This window comes from Algibacter sp. L4_22 (assembly GCF_023473045.1).
Lineage (GTDB): Bacteria > Bacteroidota > Bacteroidia > Flavobacteriales > Flavobacteriaceae > Algibacter.
Genome location: NZ_JAMCOK010000001.1, coordinates 861,257 through 879,919 on the forward strand (window position 1 = coordinate 861,257; position 18,663 = coordinate 879,919).

The following is an 18,663-nucleotide window of genomic DNA, read 5'->3' on the forward strand; positions in this document are numbered from 1 at the left end:
TATTAGAATTACTGCCTAAGCAGGAAGGTTAATAGAAAAAAGATATAGCGGAAAGCCCGACCCGAATATGCCTTTTGTTTCATGATTAATGCTTGAAATTTAAAATGAGGGTAACGCCATAATTAAAACGAATTGATGCCAAAAAATAAACAACAAAAATACGATAAGGCTTATTTGCGTATTGCGAAAGAATGGGGGAAGTTATCGTATTGTAAGCGCCGACAGGTTGGTGCAATAATTGTAAAGGACCGAATGATTATTTCTGATGGATATAATGGTACGCCATCGGGTTTCGAGAATTTTTGTGAAGATGATGAGGGTTACACCAAATGGTATGTTTTGCATGCTGAAGCTAATGCCATTCTAAAAGTTGCGGCTTCTACGCAGTCATGCAAGGGTGCAACGTTATATATTACCATGTCGCCTTGTAAGGAATGTAGTAAATTAATCCATCAGGCTGGCGTTGTAAAGGTGGTTTATCATGACTCTTATAAAGATGATTCGGGCTTGAAATTTCTTGAAAAAGCCGGTATTGAAATAGAACAAATAGTTGATTTAACAGCAGAATGACATATCAAAAAAAATATTTGCCATTAATTTTAGGTATAGCTATAGCTGCCGGTATTTTTATTGGTGGAAAGTTGAGCTTTTCGGGGTCGTCGGATCGTGTTTTTACGAAGAATACCAAAAAAGAAAAACTTAACAGATTAATCGATTATATTGATTACGATTATGTTGATGATATAAATACAGATAGTATTGTTGATGTTACGGTAAATGGCATTTTAGAGAATTTAGATCCACATTCGGTATATATTCCGAAGGAAGAAATGGAGGGTGTTACCGAAAACATGAAAGGTGATTTTGTGGGTATCGGTGTTAGTTTTTATCCTTATAAAGATTCTATTGCGGTTATTCGTGCAATAGAAGGTGGCCCGAGTGAAAAAGCTGGGATTAAAGGTGGGGACAGAATTGTGATGGCTGATGGTGATTCGCTTTACGGAAGTAAATTGCGAGAAAATGATATGGTTAAAAAACTTAAAGGTCGCATTGATACCAATGTGAAACTTAAGATTTTTAGAAAGGGTGAGCCAGAACTTTTAGATATTACTGTAAGACGCGATAATATTCCAATTAAAAGTGTGGATGCGGCTTATATGCTTACTAATAAATTGGGGTATATTAAGGTGAATCGCTTCGCGGAATCTACTTATAAAGAATTTAAAGCAGGTTTAGATAAATTACAAGATTTAGGTGCTACGGAAATCGCTTTGGATTTACGTGATAATCCAGGAGGCTTTTTAACCATTGCAGAGCAAATTTTAGATGAGTTTCTTGAAGATGAAAAGCTCTTGTTATTTACCAAAAATAAAAGCGGACGTATTAATAAAAGTTTTGCTACAGATGAAGGTGATTTTGAAGACGGTAAAATTTACGTGCTAATTAACGAAAACTCGGCTTCGGCTAGTGAAATTGTTGCTGGTGCTATACAAGATAATGACAAGGGAATTATTGTTGGAAGGCGCTCTTACGGTAAAGGTTTGGTGCAACGCGAAATGGATTTGGGTGATGGTAGTGCTGTACGCCTAACGGTATCTCGATATTATACACCAACAGGGCGATCTATTCAACGTCCATATAAAAACGGAAATAAGGATTATTACGATGATTATTTTGAACGCTTAGAAAGTGGAGAATTACTCGACTCGGACAAGATAGAAGTTGCAGATTCCTTGAAGTTTACAACGCCTGGCGGAAAGGTGGTTTACGGTGGCGGAGGTATTATTCCCGATGTTTTTGTCCCTATTGATACGGGTATGCAAAATGAAACATTAACGTTTTTACAACGTCGTGGTTTTATGGGGTATTTTGTTTTTGAAGAATTAGAAAAAGACCGTCATAAATATGATGATATATCACGTCGAGATTTTATAGATTCTTTTGAAATTAGTGACGATATGGTATTTGCTTTTCAAGACTATTTAAATGTAAGAACAGATTCTGCTATAACTTTTGTGGCATACCATCAAGAAATTAAACAGTTTATTAAAGCAACTTTAGGAGATCAATTGTTTGGTAACGGTGCTTTTGATGAAATTTTTAATCAGAGTGACATTATGATAGATGAGGTTATTAAATTGAGTGATGATGGAGATGTGGTGGAAGAGAAGGAGTAGTGTGAGGTAATGAAAATATATAAAACTAAAAACGCCCGATTTTAATTAAATCGGGCGTTTTTGTTATCATTTAAAAAAAGGTTTTATTTTCCTTTGTTTACTTTATCAATGTATTTCTGTAAAGCCATTGTCATTGAAGGTGTTTCTGGTGTTGGCGCAGCTATATCTACACGTAAACCTTTTTCTTCAACAGCTTTAATTGTGGTATTTCCAAATACAGCAATACGAGTCTCGTTTTGTTTGAAATCTGGAAAATTTTGAAATAATGATTCAATTCCAGAAGGGCTAAAAAATACTAAAACATCGTAAAGTACATCGGCTAAATCTGTTAAATCACTAACTACAGTTTTATAAAACGTAGCTTGTTTCCAATTTACACCTAAAGCATCCAAAGTATTTGGTACTTCTGGTTTTACTTTATCTGTAGTTGGTAGTAAGAATTTTTCGTCTTTATATTTTTTAATAAGTGGCGAAAGTTCAGAAAAAGTACGTTTTCCAACATAAATCTTACGTTTTCTATAAACCACATATTTCTGTAAATAATAAGCAACTGCTTCCGATTGGCAGAAATATTTTAAGCTATCCGGAACTTTAAATCGCATTTCCTCAGCCACTCTAAAAAAGTGATCTACAGCGTTTCTACTTGTTAATATAATGGCGGTATACTGACCTAAATCTATTTTTTGATGTCTAATCTCTTTTGCAGAAACCCCTTCAACATGAATAAAAGGACGGAAATCTATTTTCACCTTTTGTTTTTCTTCTAAATCGAAGTAAGGTGAGTTTTCTATTTTAGGTTCTGGTTGAGATACTAAAATGGTTTTCACTTTCATAAGCGCAATCAGTTTTGTTCTGTTATTTTGAAGCCAAAACCTTATATAAAAATAAGTAAGGTGCGATTTCAAGTGCGCAAAGATACAAAATAAAATAAAACAAGTTGTTTTTTATTAGATTTTGATGTCTTTTAAATGAGGTTATTAGCCCTATTAAATTCACCAAAAGGAGTAGCCCGATAAAGCCGTAGATTAGCTGTGCTGTTGGCGAAAGCGTATAAAGTAAAAAGCCGTCTATAGGCAGTAAAATAAGGCCTAAAAAATTTTTGTAACTTATTTTTTGAAAAACATATTGGTCAAAGAGCTCGTCCATAGAAAAAACACTACCCAAAAGGCGTTCTAGTAGTACTTTTATTAATATAAAAACAGAAATTCCGACGGCTATTTTAAACATTAAATCAATAGAGATATTTGAGATACTATAGAAGTACTTATATATAATACAACCAAATACCGACGCTGATAGTATTAGATTTCCAAATAGAAGTGCGTCAAATTTGTCGAAAAATTTCTGATCTCGGGCATAAATATTGAGGTATTTGGAGTTTATCACTACAAAAGCAAAGTCTTTAAATCGCTTAGGTTCAATGAGTTTCGCTATGGCGATTACCACCAAGCCTATAAATAATAGGATGGTAAATAGTTCGTTTGATGGTATTGCTCTAATCACAGGTTAAAATTATTATAATTATTAATAAAACACCTAAAATATTAAGGAATTTTTAAAGAACCCGTATTTTAAAAAATGTACATTTGCTAAAAAATTGTAGGCTTTCAAAAGGATAATGATGAAGGATAGCGTTGTAATTATTCCAACATATAACGAAATAGAAAATATAGAGGCTATTATTAAGGCAGCGTTAAGTCAGTCGGAAGCAAATCATGTGCTTGTTGTTGATGATAACTCTCCGGATTTAACAGCTTTAAAGGTTAAGGAACTTCAAGACGTATTCCCTAATCGATTATTTTTGGAAGTTAGAAAAGAAAAATCGGGATTAGGCACTGCCTATATTCATGGTTTTAAATGGGCTATCGATAGAAAATATGATTATATTTTTGAAATGGATGCCGATTTTTCTCATAATCCAACAGATTTAATTAAATTATACAATGCTTGTGCGATCGAAGGAGCTGGTGTATCCATAGGGTCTCGCTATAAAACGGGTGTTAATGTTGTAAACTGGCCTATGAACCGGGTCCTTATGTCGTATTTCGCATCGAAATATGTTAGCGTTATTACTGGAATGAGAATTCATGATACCACAGCCGGTTTTGTTTGTTATAAGCGAGAAGTGCTAGAAGCTATAGATTTAAATGCTATTAAGTTTATAGGGTATGCGTTTCAAATTGAAATGAAATTTAAAGCTTATTTAAAGGAATTTAAAATTATTGAAGTTCCTGTGATTTTTACTGATAGAACAAAAGGAGTTTCTAAATTAAGCGGCGGTATTATTTCCGAAGCTATTTTTGGAGTGATTACTATGAAACTAAAAAGTCTATTTAAAAAATAGGAAGATATGAAACAAAGAACGACACTTATTAAAAACGCTCATATTGTTACCGATGGAAAAACAATAAAAGGCGATATACTAATTGAAGGCAATTATATCAAGGAGATTAACGATTCAATAAGTGCCAAATCAGCAGATGTACATGTGCTTGATGCAGAAGGTAAGTATGTTTTACCTGGTGCTATCGATGATCAGGTTCATTTTAGAGAGCCAGGTTTAACGCATAAAGCTAATATAGAAACAGAATCTAGAGCAGCTATAGCTGGTGGTATTACTTCGTTTATTGAAATGCCTAATACTAATCCGCAAACTACAACAGTAGAAAAACTAGAAGAAAAATTCGAAATTGCCGCAAAAACATCATACGCGAATTACTCGTTTATGTTTGGTGGAACTAACGATAATTTAGAAGAAATTTTAAAGGTTGATCCAAAATCGGTGGCCGGATTAAAATTGTTTTTAGGTTCCTCTACAGGGAATATGTTAGTAGACGATCCAGCAGTTTTAGAAAATATTTTTAAAAGTACCGATATGGTAATTTCGGTACACTGTGAAGATGAAGCTACAATAAAAAAGAATTTACAAGAATATGTTGATAAATTTGGTGATGATATTCCTGTAAAATATCATCCTATTATTAGAAGTGAGGAAGCTTGCTATATCTCATCATCAAAAGCGATAGAATTAGCAAAGAAAACAGGAGCAAGATTGCATGTTTTTCATCTATCTACAGGAAAGGAAACTAGCTTGTTTAGTAATAAAATACCTTTAAAAGATAAAAAAATAACAGCCGAAGTTTGTGTACATCACCTTTGGTTTAGTGATGAAGATTACGAGAAAAAAGGAACACTAATTAAGTGGAATCCTGCCGTGAAAACTAAAGAAGATCGTGAGCAACTTTGGGAAGCCTTACTAGACGATCGTATCGATGTTATAGCAACCGACCATGCACCACATACTATAGACGAGAAAAATAACGTTTATACAAAAGCGCCATCGGGTGGGCCATTAGTGCAACATGCTATGCCTGCTATGTTAGAAATGTATCATAAAGGAAAAATTTCTATTGAAAAGGTTGTTGAAAAAATGTGTCATAATCCAGCTATTTTATTTCAAGTAGAAAAACGTGGTTATGTGAAGGAAGGCTATTTTGCCGATTTAGTTTTGGTAGATTTAAACAACCCATGGACAGTAAAAAAAGACAATATTTTATATAAATGTGGTTGGTCTCCGTTTGAAGGCGCTACATTTAAATCTAGAATAACACACACCTTTTTAAACGGATCTATGGTTTACCATAACGGTAAATTTAGCGACGTAAAAGCAGCAAAACGATTAACTTTCGATAGATGATTTTAAAGCGATTTCTAACATATTTAAGCATTATACTATTGGTAACAGCTTGTTATCAATTTAAAGAACCAAAAAAACCTAAGAATTTAATTTCTAAGGAAAACATGGTCGATATTTTAATCGATGCCAAAATAGTAGGCTCAGCAAATATGGCAAATAAACGTATTATGGAAAGCCATGGTGTGGATTTAGAAAGCTACGTATTTGAAAAACATAATATTGATAGCCTTCAATTTGCTTTAAGTAATGAGTATTATACTTTTCATATTAAGGAATACGACGAGATTTACCAAAAAGTAAAGGATAGTTTAGAAGCCTTAAAAATATTTTATAAAGACTTGGAAGAAAAGGAAGAAGCCGTGGTTAAAGAAAAACGGAAGCAAGATTCGTTACAGATGTTAACAACCTTAAAAGATTCTATTTCTAACCTAAAACTTCACGATTCTATTAAAACACGTCTGAAAAAAGAAATTTTATTAGACTCAACACTATTAGTTAAAAAGTTCAAAAAAATCTTAATAGAAAATAAATCTATAACAGACGAAGCGTTAAAAAAAGTAGAAGATGTGGATCGTGAAACACTTTCCAAGATAAAATCGAAATTAGTAAAACCTATTTCAGATAAAGACGTCCGATCTCGCGAATAACATCATCAACAGCTTTAAATTCAAAATTTAAAGCTGTTTTTATTTTATCGCTATTGTACTGCGTATCGCTAGATAGCGTGCGTACTAAATTACTGGTTAATTGCCTACGCATACCCGTAAGTTTTGTTTTAAACCAATCTAATTGCCAACCTATATTTAGTAACCAACTTGGCGCTAGTTTTTTAGGCAGTTTTCCATTAACGGCTGTAGCTAAAGTTTCTAAAAAGCGTTTGTAGGTCCAATGTTCGGCCACCAAAACAAAACGCTCATTAGTAATATCGCTATTCATTAAAGTAGTCATGGCTCGCACCACATCATCAACCGTAACTAGAGCAATAGTCCCCGAAGTATAAAACGGAAATCCTTTTTTAGCTTTCTTAAATAAATTACCAGTACCATTGTCCCAAAAACCAGAACCTAAAATTACTCCAGGATTTACAATAACAGCATCTAAACCTTCCTGAGTACCGCGCCAAACTTCCATTTCAGCACCATATTTAGTAATAGCATAAGCACTATTATCATCCTCAGGGTTCCAAATCGTTTCTTCGCTAATAGGTTTATTATTTAATTCACTGCCTAATGTGGCAATCGAGCTCACATAGCATAGTTTTTTAATATTTTCAGATAAGCATAAGTTAACAATATTGGCAGTTCCATCAATATTTGTTCGTCGTAAAAGATGGTATTTATTCGGTTCGAAAGAAACTAATGCCGCACAATGATATACATGTGTAACACCAAAAAAAGCTTCAAGCAGCTCAGGGATATTCAAAATATCCGCCTCAACCCATTCGATAGAGGTAAAAAGCGTTTCAGAATTAGCGCCTAAAGATGCAAACACATTTTTAACCAACCGTAACTTGTGCTCACTCCTGTAAATAGCTCTAACCTTTTCCTTTTGGCTAGTTAATTTATACAGTAAATGTGCTCCAACTAAACCTGTACCACCCGTAACTAAAATCATGCAACTAAAGTAATAAATATTTAAACTATAGCGGCTGATTTAGTATAATTTGGGCAATTTTATTTTGGCTTTTAGTGGCCAAAATAAACCGCGCTTTCCACTATATCTTTTTGGTACAACAAGTATTAGCAAATTTTAAAAAGTATGTTTAAATGCGTTAAATTAGTTTTTGTAAAAAGAGTAGAGCTGCACCAAAAAGGATGCCGCTGCAATCGCTATCGCTGTAATTACCGTCCAACAACGGCAAAGCTACACGAATAAATAAACCACTGAATTTATATTTGTCATGGTCAATCAAAGAGAGACATCATATAAACAAACGCAGTTAGTGTGTGGTTTTTCCTCTTATCGAAATGACATTGGAACCTTAAATTTTTTTATATAAGTCTGGTGTTTTCAGGCTTCACTTTATGCTTTCAATCCAAAAACGACATATTAAGTCAGGAAAACATCACATAAAATTCTAATATTATTCTAGATTAAAAATAATTAATCCACATGGTCTTCTTCAAAATACCACCATAAACTAGAATCTATAGACGATTTCATTTTAGTAATATCGGCATGATCCTTTAAAACCACGGTAATATTTTCACTAACTCTATTTTGCCCGATACTTTCTATAATTTCAATGGTTTCAATCTCATTAAAATGTTCTAAATGTTTTTTAATTCTTGAGTCTAACGATTCATCGCTCAAAAAAATCTTGATAGCTTGCTGGTTCGGAGAATTTCTAATTTCAGATCTAAACGGTAGCATAGGCGTAAGTATTAAATTAAACATTAAGTAATTGCAAACACAATACTCTAAAGTTAATGATTTATTCAATATCTTTCAATAAAATTATTAAATTAATAGTAAATGAGTGTGATTTTAACAAAAATGTTATTTAAAATAAAACTGAACATTTCGTTTAAAGATGAAATTAATACTGAAATTTCAAAATCTACAGTAGGTTGGCAATTAGATCACGCCATAAAAGTGTTTAATGCTGTAATTGAGCAAGCTATAAATTCGAATCCAGAAGATTATAAAACAAGCTTTAATTTTAAACGATCGGTGTTATTTAGATTAGGCTTCTTGCCTAGAGGAAAAGTTAGAGCTCCCAAAGCCGTTTTACCTCCTGAAACCATTTTAGAAGCCAATATAGAAGCGCAATTGCAAAAAGCTTACGCTAACCTTAAAAAAATTGAATTATTACCTGAAACTGCTTTTTTTAATCATCATATTTTTGGTGTACTGAATAAAAAACAAACACTTCGTTTTATAGAAATACATACTAACCATCATTTAAAAATTATTCGTGATATTTTAGATAAATAAAAAAAGGTTCTTTGAAAAATTTTCAAAGAACCTTTAAAACTAGAAATGGTTAGTTTTTTATTCTAATAATTTCAATTTCGCTAAATCGTGGAAGAAGAAATTCTTTTCATCATTCATAGAAACAAAAATGCCGTTAGGGAATTTATCGCCTAAAGCGACTGTTGTAACATCACAACCGTCGGTTTCCAAAGTACCTAAATTAAGTTCTTTAATAAAAGCATTTGTTTTTAAATCGAAAACACAAAACGTATGCGCTTGTTGGTTAGATACAATTAAAAACGATTTGTCGGCGTATTTTGCAATAGCAATACCTTCAATATCTCGCTCAAAATATTCACCTCCAAAAGCATAAATTTCTTTGTCTCCTTTAGATGGTTCTGCGTGATATTTACGAATTCCATGCATTTCATCAGAATAATAAACCATACCCGTTTCATTATCTACAGCAATCGCTTCTATTTCTTTTTTGCCACTAAAGGCTCCAAAGGTTCTTACTAGTTTTGAGTGTACACCTAAACTATCTGAAGTCAATAAATATTGATGTAAATAACCTTCTTTTGGTCCGTTTTTACGACCAACAATAGCATATATATCATTCGTTTTTGGCGACTTATAAAGCGCAATACCCATTGGAGCATCAAACTCAGGTGTCGTTTCATTTTCAAAAACAGGAAAACCGCCGTTGTCTAGAGGTTGCATATCGGGCACAGAATACAAACGGATGGTTTTGTTTTCTCTTTCCGTAAAGGCAATAATATCGGTTTGGGTAGAATCGTTAAGTTTAAAACCATATTCTAAATCGATGTTGTTCGGTCGTTTTATGTTTCTAATGGTTTTATTTTCTATAATTTTCCCGTCTAAATCAAAAGCGTAAATAGCACCATTGGTTTCTTTATCTGTTCCAAAAATTATGCTTTTTGATGCATCGTTTGGGTTTACCCAAATAGCAGGATCATCAGTATCATGCAACGTGTTTTCTGTAATAACATCTGGTGCAATTTCTGGAAATTGAGTTCCGCATGCTATTAATAATGTTAAGCTTCCTATGATTATTATTTTATTGTAATTCGTCATGTTTAGTTTCTTTTAAATAGATCGTATTTTAAGCCAAAAGTTAAGCGCTGTCCATAAGACTCAGACTGCATAGTTCTCGATTTTTCACCTTGATAATAACGTAAAGCTTGGTTTGTAATGTTATTTAAACTCGCGTAAATACTTAGATTTTTGTTGAATTTATAACCAGCGTTAAAATCTAAGAAAAATTGTTTGTCGTAATAACGATCTTCAAAAGCACGACCACCAATTTCGTCTACATAAGCTCCTGAATAATTACCCGAAAGCCTAGCGTTAAACTTTTTATCGGCATAAGCTAAAGATGCGTTAAACATATTTGGCGCCGTGTTTGGTAAATCTAAATCGGTACGTTCTTCACCATCTTCATTTCTAATGCCATCTGCACTAGACGATAAATGTGTGTAATTTAAGTAAATACTTAGGTTTCTAGCAAAACTTGGTAAGAAATCTAACTGACGTTGGAAAGCAAATTCAAATCCAAGAAGAGAAGCTTTATCGCCATTAAAGGGTTGATAAACGTCGTATTCGTTTTCATCTTCATATTGAAAAACATAAATAAAATCTTGAATATCTTTATAGAAAACACCTCCAGAAATAATACCAACAGATTTGAAATAGTGTTCTGCCATAACATCAAAATTCATTGATGTTGTTGGATCAAGTTCTGAGTTTCCTAACTTAATTTCTTCATCTTCATTGTTAATCTCTCTAAAAGGAACAAGGTCTATATAGTTTGGTCTAGCCAATGTGTTTGTCCAAGCAAAACGTAACACAGTTTGTTCTGTTAAGTCGTATTTTAAGTGTAAACCAGGTAAAACATTGGTGTACGAGTTTTTATCTGTAACACTATTGCTTCCTGCAAAATCACCATCTTCATCAAAAATAATTTCGTTTCCTGTACTGTTAATACTTGTGTGTTCTAATCTAATACCAAATAGAACGTTTAGTTTTTCGGTTACTTGTTGGCTCGTCATAGCGTAGCCAGAAAACACATTTTCATCTACATCAAAGTTCGCTGTTAGGTATTCTTCTGGTAAATCTTCAGCTTCAAACAAAGTCGCATCGTTAAGATTTAATTGTCCTAGAAACTCGGTCGTTGCAAAAGATCCAATAGCATATTGACTGCCTGCTAAAAAATCTGGATTGCTGTAATTTTTAGTAGGGATACCACCTAATAAATCGAAGCTCGAACCTTCTGGGCTGTATTCAATAAAATCGTTATCTCTATTTTTATTTTTCAACCTTGTTTTTATACCAAATTTTAAAGATCCGTTATTATCATCAAATAAATTTAAAGGCAATTTGAAATTTGCTACAACATTAAAATCTTTTTCCTCCGTGTATTGGTTTTCTTCGGTTAATTCACCAAATTCAAAGCTATTGTAAAGTGCATCGTTATTGTTAACAGGAGTAAATAGAGGGTGTCTAGAGTTGTTGTTGTAGTTAATGGTGTATTCGCTCTCGTATTCTAGGTAGCGCTCGTTTAAACGCTCTTCAGAAGCTTTAGAATAAGCTGCCATCCAGTCTATTTGTAGTTTGTTAACTAAGTGTGCACCACCAATGTTATAGTTTTGCATACGTTGGTCTTCTAGTCTGGTGTTTTGGTTTCTGTCGTTGTCAATACCACCTTTAGTTTGGCGTTTTACTTCTACCGGAAACATGCTTAAGTTACTATTTGAGTCTACCGTGAAATCACCTGGCTCAATATCTTCACCGTCTAGAATTTCATGCTCTAATCTAAACCTGTTTTCACGATCGTCTCTCCAGTTGTAGATGGATTTAAAATAAATACTGTTATTTTTATCTAGTTTATAATCTAAATTAGCTGAAAAGCTACGTCGTGTACGTTGTACAATATAATCTCTAATTTCAAAGGTTTTTGCGTAAGGGTTAACGACAACTTCTTCTAAATTATCTTCGTCATCATTCGCATTATATTCAAATTCATCTTCCCACTCGGCTTCAAAATTATGACTTCCAAAATCATTATCGTTTACCGATGCAGAAAGCATCCATCCAAATTTTCCGTTATCGCTTCTGTTTCCTATTAAAAAAGAACCATTAAGTATTTTTTTATTTGAAATGTAATTAACGCCCGAGCCCGCAGTTGCTGATACACGGAAACCTTCTGGAGACGTTCTTGTTACCAAGTTTACCGAACCACCTAAAGCATCAGCATCCATATCTGGTGTTACCGCTTTGCTCACTTCAATAAGCTGAATCATATCTGCAGGAATTAAATCCATTTGTACATTACGGTTGTCGCCTTCGGCGGAAGGGATACGACTACCGTTTAAAGTTACAGAGTTTAATTGTGGTGCTAAACCACGAATAATTATGTTTCTAGCTTCACCTTGATCTACTTGCATGGTGATACCTGGTATACGTTTTATAGCGTCGCCAATATTAGCATCTGGAAATTTCCCAATTTGATCGGTAGAGACTACATTGGTAATGTTTTGCTTGTTTTTTTGAGCATTAAGCGCTTTTGCTTGACCACTTACATAACTTGTAATCGTTACACCATCTAGCTCTAATGCTTTTGGAGTAATAGTGAAGTTTAAAGTTGAAGTTGCGTTTGCTTTTACTAAAATGTTTGAGCTACTATCATCATAACCAATATATTTTACTGTTACGGTTTGTTTACCTGCAGGAACACCAATAAGTGTAAAGTTTCCGTCAACACCGGAAATTGTTCCCTTTTTTAAAGATTCGATTATAATATTACTAAAAGGTACTTTTAATCCGTCGCTATCGGTAATAACACCTTGAATATTACCTTCTTGACATATTCCTGTCAGGGAAAGTAGTAGTGTTATTATCAAAATTACATTGTTTTTTCTCATGATTATTGTTAGTTATTTCGTCGAGACGAAATAATAAAAATGAGAATGAAATCGGATTATGTATTTTTTAAGTTAACGTTAACTGTGTGGAAGAAAAATCGGTCTTTTAATCTGTAGTTAACATTAAAAAAACGTTTAGAAAACACTAATTTTGGACAACGCAAAAAACCCTTCTGTTTCCAGAAAGGTTTTTGTTTTTATTAAGAACGTTAATTTCTAAGCTTCGAAAGGCTCGATAGAAACGTAAGATTTATTATCTTTTTTCTTAGTAAATTTTACAAGACCATCAACATATGCATGTAATGTATGATCTTTTCCTTGGTATACGTTTTCACCTGGGTGATGCGTGTTACCACGTTGTCTTAAAATGATATTTCCAGCAATAGCAGCTTGTCCTCCAAATATCTTAACGCCTAAACGTTTTGATTCGGATTCTCTACCATTCTTCGAACTACCAACTCCTTTTTTATGAGCCATGATCTAAGGTTTTATATTGTTATACTTAAGTGATTGAGCGATTAAGCTTTACCACCATCTAATTCGTCTTGCCATTTTTTTAATTCATCCCATTTACCATCAGCAGCTAATTGAGCTTGTGCTGGCCATGTATCAGTTACGTGGTTTCCACGAACATCAGTGATGATTTCAGAAATTTTAGCGGCATCTGTTTTTGCTAATTCAGCAAAAGTTATAATGCCTGCAGTCGCTAACGTTTCAGCAATTTTTGGTCCAATACCTTCAACTTTTTTCAAGTCATCAGCTTTTCCTGTTGCTTTTTTAGCAGCTGGTGCAGCTTCGGTTTTTGGCTCTGCTTTTTTTACTGGTGCAGCTTTTTTAGCTCCAGAAGCAGCGATACTTTCAATTACAATTTCCGTTAAAGATTGACGGTGACCATTTTTAACACGGTAACCTTTACGTCTTTTCTTTTTGAAAACTATAACTTTGTCACCTTTAAGGTGTCTTAAGATTTTTGCACTTACTTGTGCTCCATCTATAGCTGGGGCGCCTACAGTTACATTGTCACCATCACCAAGTAGAAGTACGTTATCGAAAGAAACTTTCTTACCTTCTTCTGTTGCTAAACGGTTAACAAAAACTCTTTGGTCTTTTTCAACTTTAAATTGATGCCCTGCTATCTCTACAATTGCGTACATAGCGTAACGTTTTTATTAATTAATTTGTTTATAAAATGTGCTTATTTTGTCCATAAGCGGGTGCAAATATACTGCTAATTAATTAATTAACAAACGTTATTATTTATTTTCAAGGATATTTCGGCTTATTTTAAAGCGTTGCATGATAACAAACACCGAAACTAGCGTTGTAGCTAACCCCATTACAGCAACAATAAATGTGATTAAACCTGCATTAATATTGAAGTTTCCATTCATTGAATTGGTAAGTTCTGGTAGATATTCTTTATCTATTTCAGTTGAATAAATTAAGAAAAATCCTGTAAAAATTAGAGTAGCTATAAAACCAGTAAATATTCCAGTTTTAAAACCTTCAGCATAACTAAAAGTATTAATGTCTTGAAGTTTACGTAAACGAATAACTTCATAAATACCAAAACCAGTAATTATAGAATTGAATAAACTGTATAACGGGTTTTTGTGTAAATCAAATAGCGCTAAAACTAAGAAGTATGCAATTAAAATGGCGCTTGTAACGAGTCCGAATCTAAGTGAAAGCGATATTTTTTTCATGGTTGTTTTAGTTTAGTTCTTTTCAATTTCGTGAAAATTTATGATTTATCATAATATTATTATGTTTTCAATGTTATAAGAATCATAAAAATTGAACATTTGATGTTCTAGATAACAAGTATTTAGTAGTTTTGTAATTCCAAAAACTTAAAAAACTAGTTATGAAAATGATAAAGAATATTTTGATGCTTGCAGTTGTAGTAACTTTTGCATTTAGTTGTAAAAATGATGCTAAAGCAGAAGTGAAAACCGTTGAGCATACTAATACTAATGAAGCCGTGGCGAAATTAGATCCAAATGCGACTTATGCTAAAGCTGAATTTACAATTGAAGGGATGACGTGTGCTATAGGATGTGCTGCAACAATTGAGAAAAGGATAGCTAAAATGGAAGGAGTAAAATCTTCTAAAGTTGATTTTGATAAAAAATTAGCAATGGTTGAATATGATGAAGCTAAAGTTTCTCCAGAATCACTTACTAAAACTGTTACGAGTGTTGCAGATTTATATAGTGTAAAGGATATGAAAAAAGTTGATGCTTTTTCTTCAGAAGAAGGAGTTGTTAAGTAATCATTATTATACTTTAAAAAAAATTAACGCTTTAGTTTTTTAACTAAAGCGTTTTTTTATTTCCATTTAATGGTTTCCATAATACGCTTCATATCATTTTGTAAATAATTAGCTGCTGGAAGTATGGAGTCGTAATTAGGTTTTATATTAAAATATAGTGAAGCTGTTAAAAAATGATTCACGCTATCTGTAATATAAAATTGTGCTGGAGATGCTACGTTTCCTTTTACTTCAGAAAATAAACCGTAAACGTTGTGTTCATTGTTTTCGTAAGGATATGCTGGGATTTCATCTGCTTTTTTGGTGTGTTCTAAAGTGAGTTTTTGTGCGTCTTCAATAAAATCGGCTAAATTCTTTTTATTATTTTCAACGGCTTTGTAAGTTAAAAAAATAGTGCCTTTTAAAGTTGAATACTCAATGTTTAAGCCATAGCTTTCAGTTGAAGCACGTAATGGTTTTATTTTTATTTGTTCGGCTAATTGATTAGTTTCAAACGTAAAAGGTAATCTATCTAAATGAGATTCGGAATAATTAGGTGTCGGGTATTCTAAGCGCAAATAGGCCTTTGGTTTTGGTATATAATCTTCGTTACAAGACAAACACGCTACAGTTAAAAATAATAAGTAAAACCTTTTCATAATTATGTTATTGTGAACTTAATAAGCCTTATTCGTTTTTTATCTAAAGCTTCAATAGTAAAAACGTAATTTTTAAAATTTATTTTACTGTTCAATTTTGGGAAGCTTTTTGATATTTCTAAAACAAAGCCTGCAACCGTTTCTGCTTCACCTTTATGGTCTTCAAAAATAGTTTCATCTTCAATTTTAATAATCTTGTAGAAATCTTTTAAAGCTGTTTTACCTTCAAAAACGTAATTGTTATCATCTAGTTTGGAGTATTTTAAATCTTCATCATCAAACTCATCACTAATATCACCAACTATTTCTTCTATAATATCTTCTAAAGAAATTAAACCCGAAGTTCCACCATATTCATCCACAACAACTGCTAAATGGACTTTTTTCTCTTGAAATTCGGCCATTAAATCATCTAGTTTTTTATTCTCTGGAACAAAAAAGGGTTCACGAATTAAGGAAGACCAATCAAATTGCTTTCTATCAATAAAAGGTAGTAAATCTTTAACATAAAGAATACCTTTTATGTTATCTATATTGTCTTGATAAACGGGAATTCTTGAATAACCATTCTCTACAATTTCCGCCATAATATCCATATATTTTTGCTCGATATTTAGAGCGAAAATATCAATTCTTGGGCGCATAGCCTGCTTGGTATCGGTGTTTCCGAAAGACACAATGCCTTGCAGAATTCGTTGTTCTTCTTTGGTAGTATCCTCTTCGCTTGTAAGTTCTAATGCTTGTGATAATTGATCTATACTTAAATTAGATTTTTGCTTACCTAGCTTACTATGTATTGCGAGCGTTACACTGCGCATGGGTAAGCTAATTGGAGAAAGTAAAACATCTAAAACTTTAAGAGGATAGGCCATAAAAGTTGCAAACTTTAAATTATTACGGCTAGCATAGATTTTAGGTAAAATTTCACCAAACAATAAAATTAAAAAAGTAACAATTATAAGGTCTAAAGTGAATTTTAAAATGGGATTTGTAATACCCATAAACAAGCTGCTACTTATATAAGCGTATAAAATAACAATGGCGATATTTATAAAATTATTGGCAACTAATATAGTGGCTAATAGTTTTTTTGGACGTTCTAAAAGTTGTGAAATAATTTGAATCTTTTTAGACTTTGCTGCTAAATCGGCTTCCACATCAGATTTTGATAATGAAAACATGGCAACTTCGGCTCCTGAAATTAGCGCCGAGCAGAATAAGAGTAAAAATAATAGCAGGTATCCTAATGCAATAGAAAAATCGATTGCAATAAATAAACTGAACAAACTGGCGGGATCAGGATCCAAGAGCTGGGGTTTTAGTTAAACACAGTATTCTCGAAACAAGGTCGAGCATTATATTAAAAAGGTAAATCGTCATCGGTATCTTCAATGGGTTTGCTTTCTGGTTGCGGACTAGTGGCAGCAGGTTTTTGTTGTGCGGGTGCATTTGCAGCATTATTTTCGCTTTCTTTTTTAGTAGAAAGGAAGGTGAAATCGCTACATTGAATTTCGGTAGAATATCTATCGTTGCCTTTTTCATCTTGCCATTTTCTGGTTTTTAATCGGCCTTCAATATATACTTTGTCGCCTTTACTCAAATATTTTTCGCAAATTTCGGCACCTTTATTTCTAACCACAATATTATGCCAGTCGGTGTTTGTAACACGTTCATTAGTTTGTTTACTAACGTAGGTTTCGTTAGTTGCTAAAGGAAAACGACCAACGCATCCACCACCTTCAAAGTAGTGCATTTTTACTTCATCGCCTAAATGCCCAATTAGCATAACTTTATTTAATGTTCCAGACATAATTTCTAGTTTTTTGAGAATGCAAAAATAGATAAATAATTTCTATTAATCTTTAATATTAAATCAACCAAAGTCGATTGTCATTTTTAACAAAAAAGCATTTTATATTGCTATCTCTAAAATTAATAAAAAAATATTGTTTGCAAGTGTTAATTGATTAAAAATTAAAAGCTTCAATAAAATCACCTATTAAGATCGGTACAGCGAAATCACGAATATTATCAACAGAGATGCCATCTATAGGAAGTTTTTCAACCTTAATAATCCAAAACTTTGTGTAAAGATGCTGGTGTGATAATTTATGCACAATGGATTCCTTATTATATAGGAATAATTCAAATTTTTGATTCGCAAGTAATTCGTGGCTTTCAATTAAAGCTTTAAAGCTTTTTGAATCTACATAGTTGTCTGTTTCAACTAAAGGGAATTGATATAAGTTTTGCCAGATACCTTTGCCTTGGCGCTGTTGTATAATAGTTTTTTCGTCTTCTGAAATAAAAACTAAAAAATTGAAATGCTTCTTTTTAGCCTTAGCCGATTTAATTTTTACCGGCAATTCTCCAATTAGATGTTTGTTGAAAGCAATACAACCTTTATTAAACGGACAAACATTACAATCTGGGTTTTTTGGTTTGCACTGTGTAGCTCCAAACTCCATAATGGCTTGGTTAAATTCCGCAGGTTGCTTTTTATCAATTAATTTTTGAGCAAGTAGTTTAAATTCTTTTGCGCCTTTGCTGGAGTTTATGGCAGTGGAAATTCCAAAATATCTCGATAATACTCTATAAACATTACCATCCACCACAGCGGTAACTTCGTTAAAACAAATAGACGCTATGGCGCTTGCTGTATAATCGCCTACGCCTTTTAATTTTAGTAGTTCTTTATAGGTGTTTGGGAATTCTCCATTTAAATCGTTTGCAATATGTTTTGCTGTAGCGTGTAAATTTCTAGCGCGAGAGTAATACCCTAATCCTTGCCAAAGTTTTAAAACATCGTCTTCATTTGCATTTGCTAAATCGAAAATAGTAGAGTATTTAGCGGTAAAAGAATCATAATATGGTAACCCTTGTTTAACTTGAGTTTGCTGTAAAATAATTTCCGATAGCCAGATGTAATAGGGATTAATGGTTTTTCGCCATGGTAATTCCCGCTTGTTTATTGAGTACCAGTTAATTAAAATTTTAGAGAATATCATAATCGAATTTA

General features: G+C 32.8%; 20 protein-coding genes. 7 read left to right on the top strand and 13 right to left on the bottom strand.

Annotated elements, in window-relative coordinates:
* The first annotated feature begins 135 nt into the window (after window positions 1-135).
* The gene (locus tag M4I23_RS03595; RefSeq protein ID WP_249753469.1) at window positions 136-570 is read left to right on the top strand and encodes a dCMP deaminase family protein; all 435 of its coding nucleotides are present in this window, start codon (window positions 136-138) and stop codon (window positions 568-570) included.
* On the top strand, window positions 567-2,177 hold the full coding sequence (locus tag M4I23_RS03600; RefSeq protein ID WP_249753470.1) for a S41 family peptidase: 1,611 nt from the start codon (window positions 567-569) through the stop codon (window positions 2,175-2,177). Before M4I23_RS03595 ends, M4I23_RS03600 begins: the two co-directional genes overlap by 4 nt.
* Before the next feature lie 83 nt (window positions 2,178-2,260).
* On the opposite strand, the gene M4I23_RS03605 is transcribed toward M4I23_RS03600, so the two are convergent.
* Both M4I23_RS03605 and M4I23_RS03610 read right to left on the bottom strand, forming a co-directional pair.
* Complete coding sequence (locus tag M4I23_RS03605) at window positions 2,261-3,010, bottom strand: uroporphyrinogen-III synthase (protein ID WP_158846932.1); 750 nt, start codon at window positions 3,008-3,010, stop codon at window positions 2,261-2,263.
* Window positions 3,011-3,032: 22 nt separating this feature from the next.
* Window positions 3,033-3,680 carry a DUF4271 domain-containing protein gene (locus M4I23_RS03610; RefSeq protein WP_158846934.1) on the bottom strand — a complete coding sequence of 216 codons (648 nt, stop codon included), beginning with the start codon at window positions 3,678-3,680 and terminating at the stop codon, window positions 3,033-3,035.
* A gap of 118 nt (window positions 3,681-3,798) precedes the next feature.
* Here M4I23_RS03610 and M4I23_RS03615 point away from each other — a divergent pair, with 118 nt between their 5' ends.
* The 3 genes from M4I23_RS03615 to M4I23_RS03625 are packed head-to-tail and all read left to right on the top strand — an operon-like array spanning window position 3,799 to window position 6,521.
* Window positions 3,799-4,521: a polyprenol monophosphomannose synthase gene (locus M4I23_RS03615; RefSeq protein WP_249753599.1), complete on the top strand. Its 723-nt coding sequence runs from the start codon at window positions 3,799-3,801 to the stop codon at window positions 4,519-4,521.
* A gap of 6 nt (window positions 4,522-4,527) precedes the next feature.
* Window positions 4,528-5,874, top strand: coding sequence for a dihydroorotase (locus tag M4I23_RS03620; protein ID WP_158846936.1), 1,347 nt, complete (start codon window positions 4,528-4,530; stop codon window positions 5,872-5,874).
* Entirely contained in the window at window positions 5,871-6,521 is a 651-nt protein-coding gene (locus tag M4I23_RS03625; RefSeq protein ID WP_249753471.1) for a DUF4296 domain-containing protein, read from the top strand. The genes M4I23_RS03620 and M4I23_RS03625 overlap by 4 nt, the downstream gene beginning before the upstream one ends.
* Here M4I23_RS03625 and M4I23_RS03630 read toward each other — a convergent pair.
* Window positions 6,487-7,488 carry an NAD-dependent epimerase/dehydratase family protein gene (locus M4I23_RS03630; protein WP_249753472.1) on the bottom strand — a complete coding sequence of 334 codons (1,002 nt, stop codon included), beginning with the start codon at window positions 7,486-7,488 and terminating at the stop codon, window positions 6,487-6,489. The genes M4I23_RS03625 and M4I23_RS03630 overlap by 35 nt on opposite strands.
* A gap of 489 nt (window positions 7,489-7,977) precedes the next feature.
* Entirely contained in the window at window positions 7,978-8,247 is a 270-nt protein-coding gene (locus tag M4I23_RS03635; RefSeq protein ID WP_158846942.1) for a hypothetical protein, read from the bottom strand.
* Between the two features lie 102 nt (window positions 8,248-8,349).
* Here M4I23_RS03635 and M4I23_RS03640 point away from each other — a divergent pair, with 102 nt between their 5' ends.
* Window positions 8,350-8,811: a DUF1569 domain-containing protein gene (locus M4I23_RS03640; RefSeq protein ID WP_249753473.1), complete on the top strand. Its 462-nt coding sequence runs from the start codon at window positions 8,350-8,352 to the stop codon at window positions 8,809-8,811.
* A gap of 57 nt (window positions 8,812-8,868) precedes the next feature.
* Here M4I23_RS03640 and M4I23_RS03645 read toward each other — a convergent pair whose 3' ends face one another.
* The 5 genes from M4I23_RS03645 to M4I23_RS03665 form a co-directional block, all read right to left on the bottom strand.
* On the bottom strand, window positions 8,869-9,885 hold the full coding sequence (locus M4I23_RS03645; RefSeq protein ID WP_249753474.1) for a phytase: 1,017 nt from the start codon (window positions 9,883-9,885) through the stop codon (window positions 8,869-8,871).
* A gap of 2 nt (window positions 9,886-9,887) precedes the next feature.
* Window positions 9,888-12,731: a TonB-dependent receptor gene (locus tag M4I23_RS03650; protein ID WP_249753475.1), complete on the bottom strand. Its 2,844-nt coding sequence runs from the start codon at window positions 12,729-12,731 to the stop codon at window positions 9,888-9,890.
* 216 nt (window positions 12,732-12,947) lie between these two features.
* Window positions 12,948-13,208, bottom strand: coding sequence for a 50S ribosomal protein L27 (gene rpmA, locus M4I23_RS03655; RefSeq protein ID WP_158846950.1), 261 nt, complete (start codon window positions 13,206-13,208; stop codon window positions 12,948-12,950).
* Window positions 13,209-13,249: 41 nt separating this feature from the next.
* Complete coding sequence (gene rplU, locus M4I23_RS03660; protein WP_249753476.1) at window positions 13,250-13,885, bottom strand: 50S ribosomal protein L21; 636 nt, start codon at window positions 13,883-13,885, stop codon at window positions 13,250-13,252.
* Between the two features lie 99 nt (window positions 13,886-13,984).
* Window positions 13,985-14,437: a DUF4199 domain-containing protein gene (locus tag M4I23_RS03665; protein ID WP_158846955.1), complete on the bottom strand. Its 453-nt coding sequence runs from the start codon at window positions 14,435-14,437 to the stop codon at window positions 13,985-13,987.
* A gap of 161 nt (window positions 14,438-14,598) precedes the next feature.
* Between M4I23_RS03665 and M4I23_RS03670 the strand changes: the two genes are divergently transcribed.
* A complete protein-coding gene (locus tag M4I23_RS03670) occupies window positions 14,599-15,006 on the top strand; it encodes a heavy-metal-associated domain-containing protein (protein ID WP_158846957.1) in 408 nt (135 codons plus the stop codon).
* A 56-nt stretch (window positions 15,007-15,062) separates the two neighbouring features.
* Here the strand turns inward: M4I23_RS03670 and gldD are convergent, their stop codons facing one another.
* The 4 genes from gldD to mutY all read right to left on the bottom strand — a co-directional run bounded on the left by gldD (window position 15,063) and on the right by mutY (window position 18,652).
* Entirely contained in the window at window positions 15,063-15,644 is a 582-nt protein-coding gene (gene gldD / locus M4I23_RS03675) for a gliding motility lipoprotein GldD (RefSeq protein WP_158846959.1), read from the bottom strand.
* Window positions 15,645-15,646: 2 nt separating this feature from the next.
* A complete protein-coding gene (locus tag M4I23_RS03680) occupies window positions 15,647-16,951 on the bottom strand; it encodes a gliding motility-associated protein GldE (protein ID WP_158846961.1) in 1,305 nt (434 codons plus the stop codon).
* Between the two features lie 53 nt (window positions 16,952-17,004).
* The gene (locus M4I23_RS03685) at window positions 17,005-17,454 is read right to left on the bottom strand and encodes a single-stranded DNA-binding protein (protein ID WP_158846963.1); all 450 of its coding nucleotides are present in this window, start codon (window positions 17,452-17,454) and stop codon (window positions 17,005-17,007) included.
* Between the two features lie 157 nt (window positions 17,455-17,611).
* Window positions 17,612-18,652, bottom strand: coding sequence for an A/G-specific adenine glycosylase (mutY, locus tag M4I23_RS03690; protein WP_158846965.1), 1,041 nt, complete (start codon window positions 18,650-18,652; stop codon window positions 17,612-17,614).
* Between the last annotated feature and the right edge of the window lie 11 nt (window positions 18,653-18,663).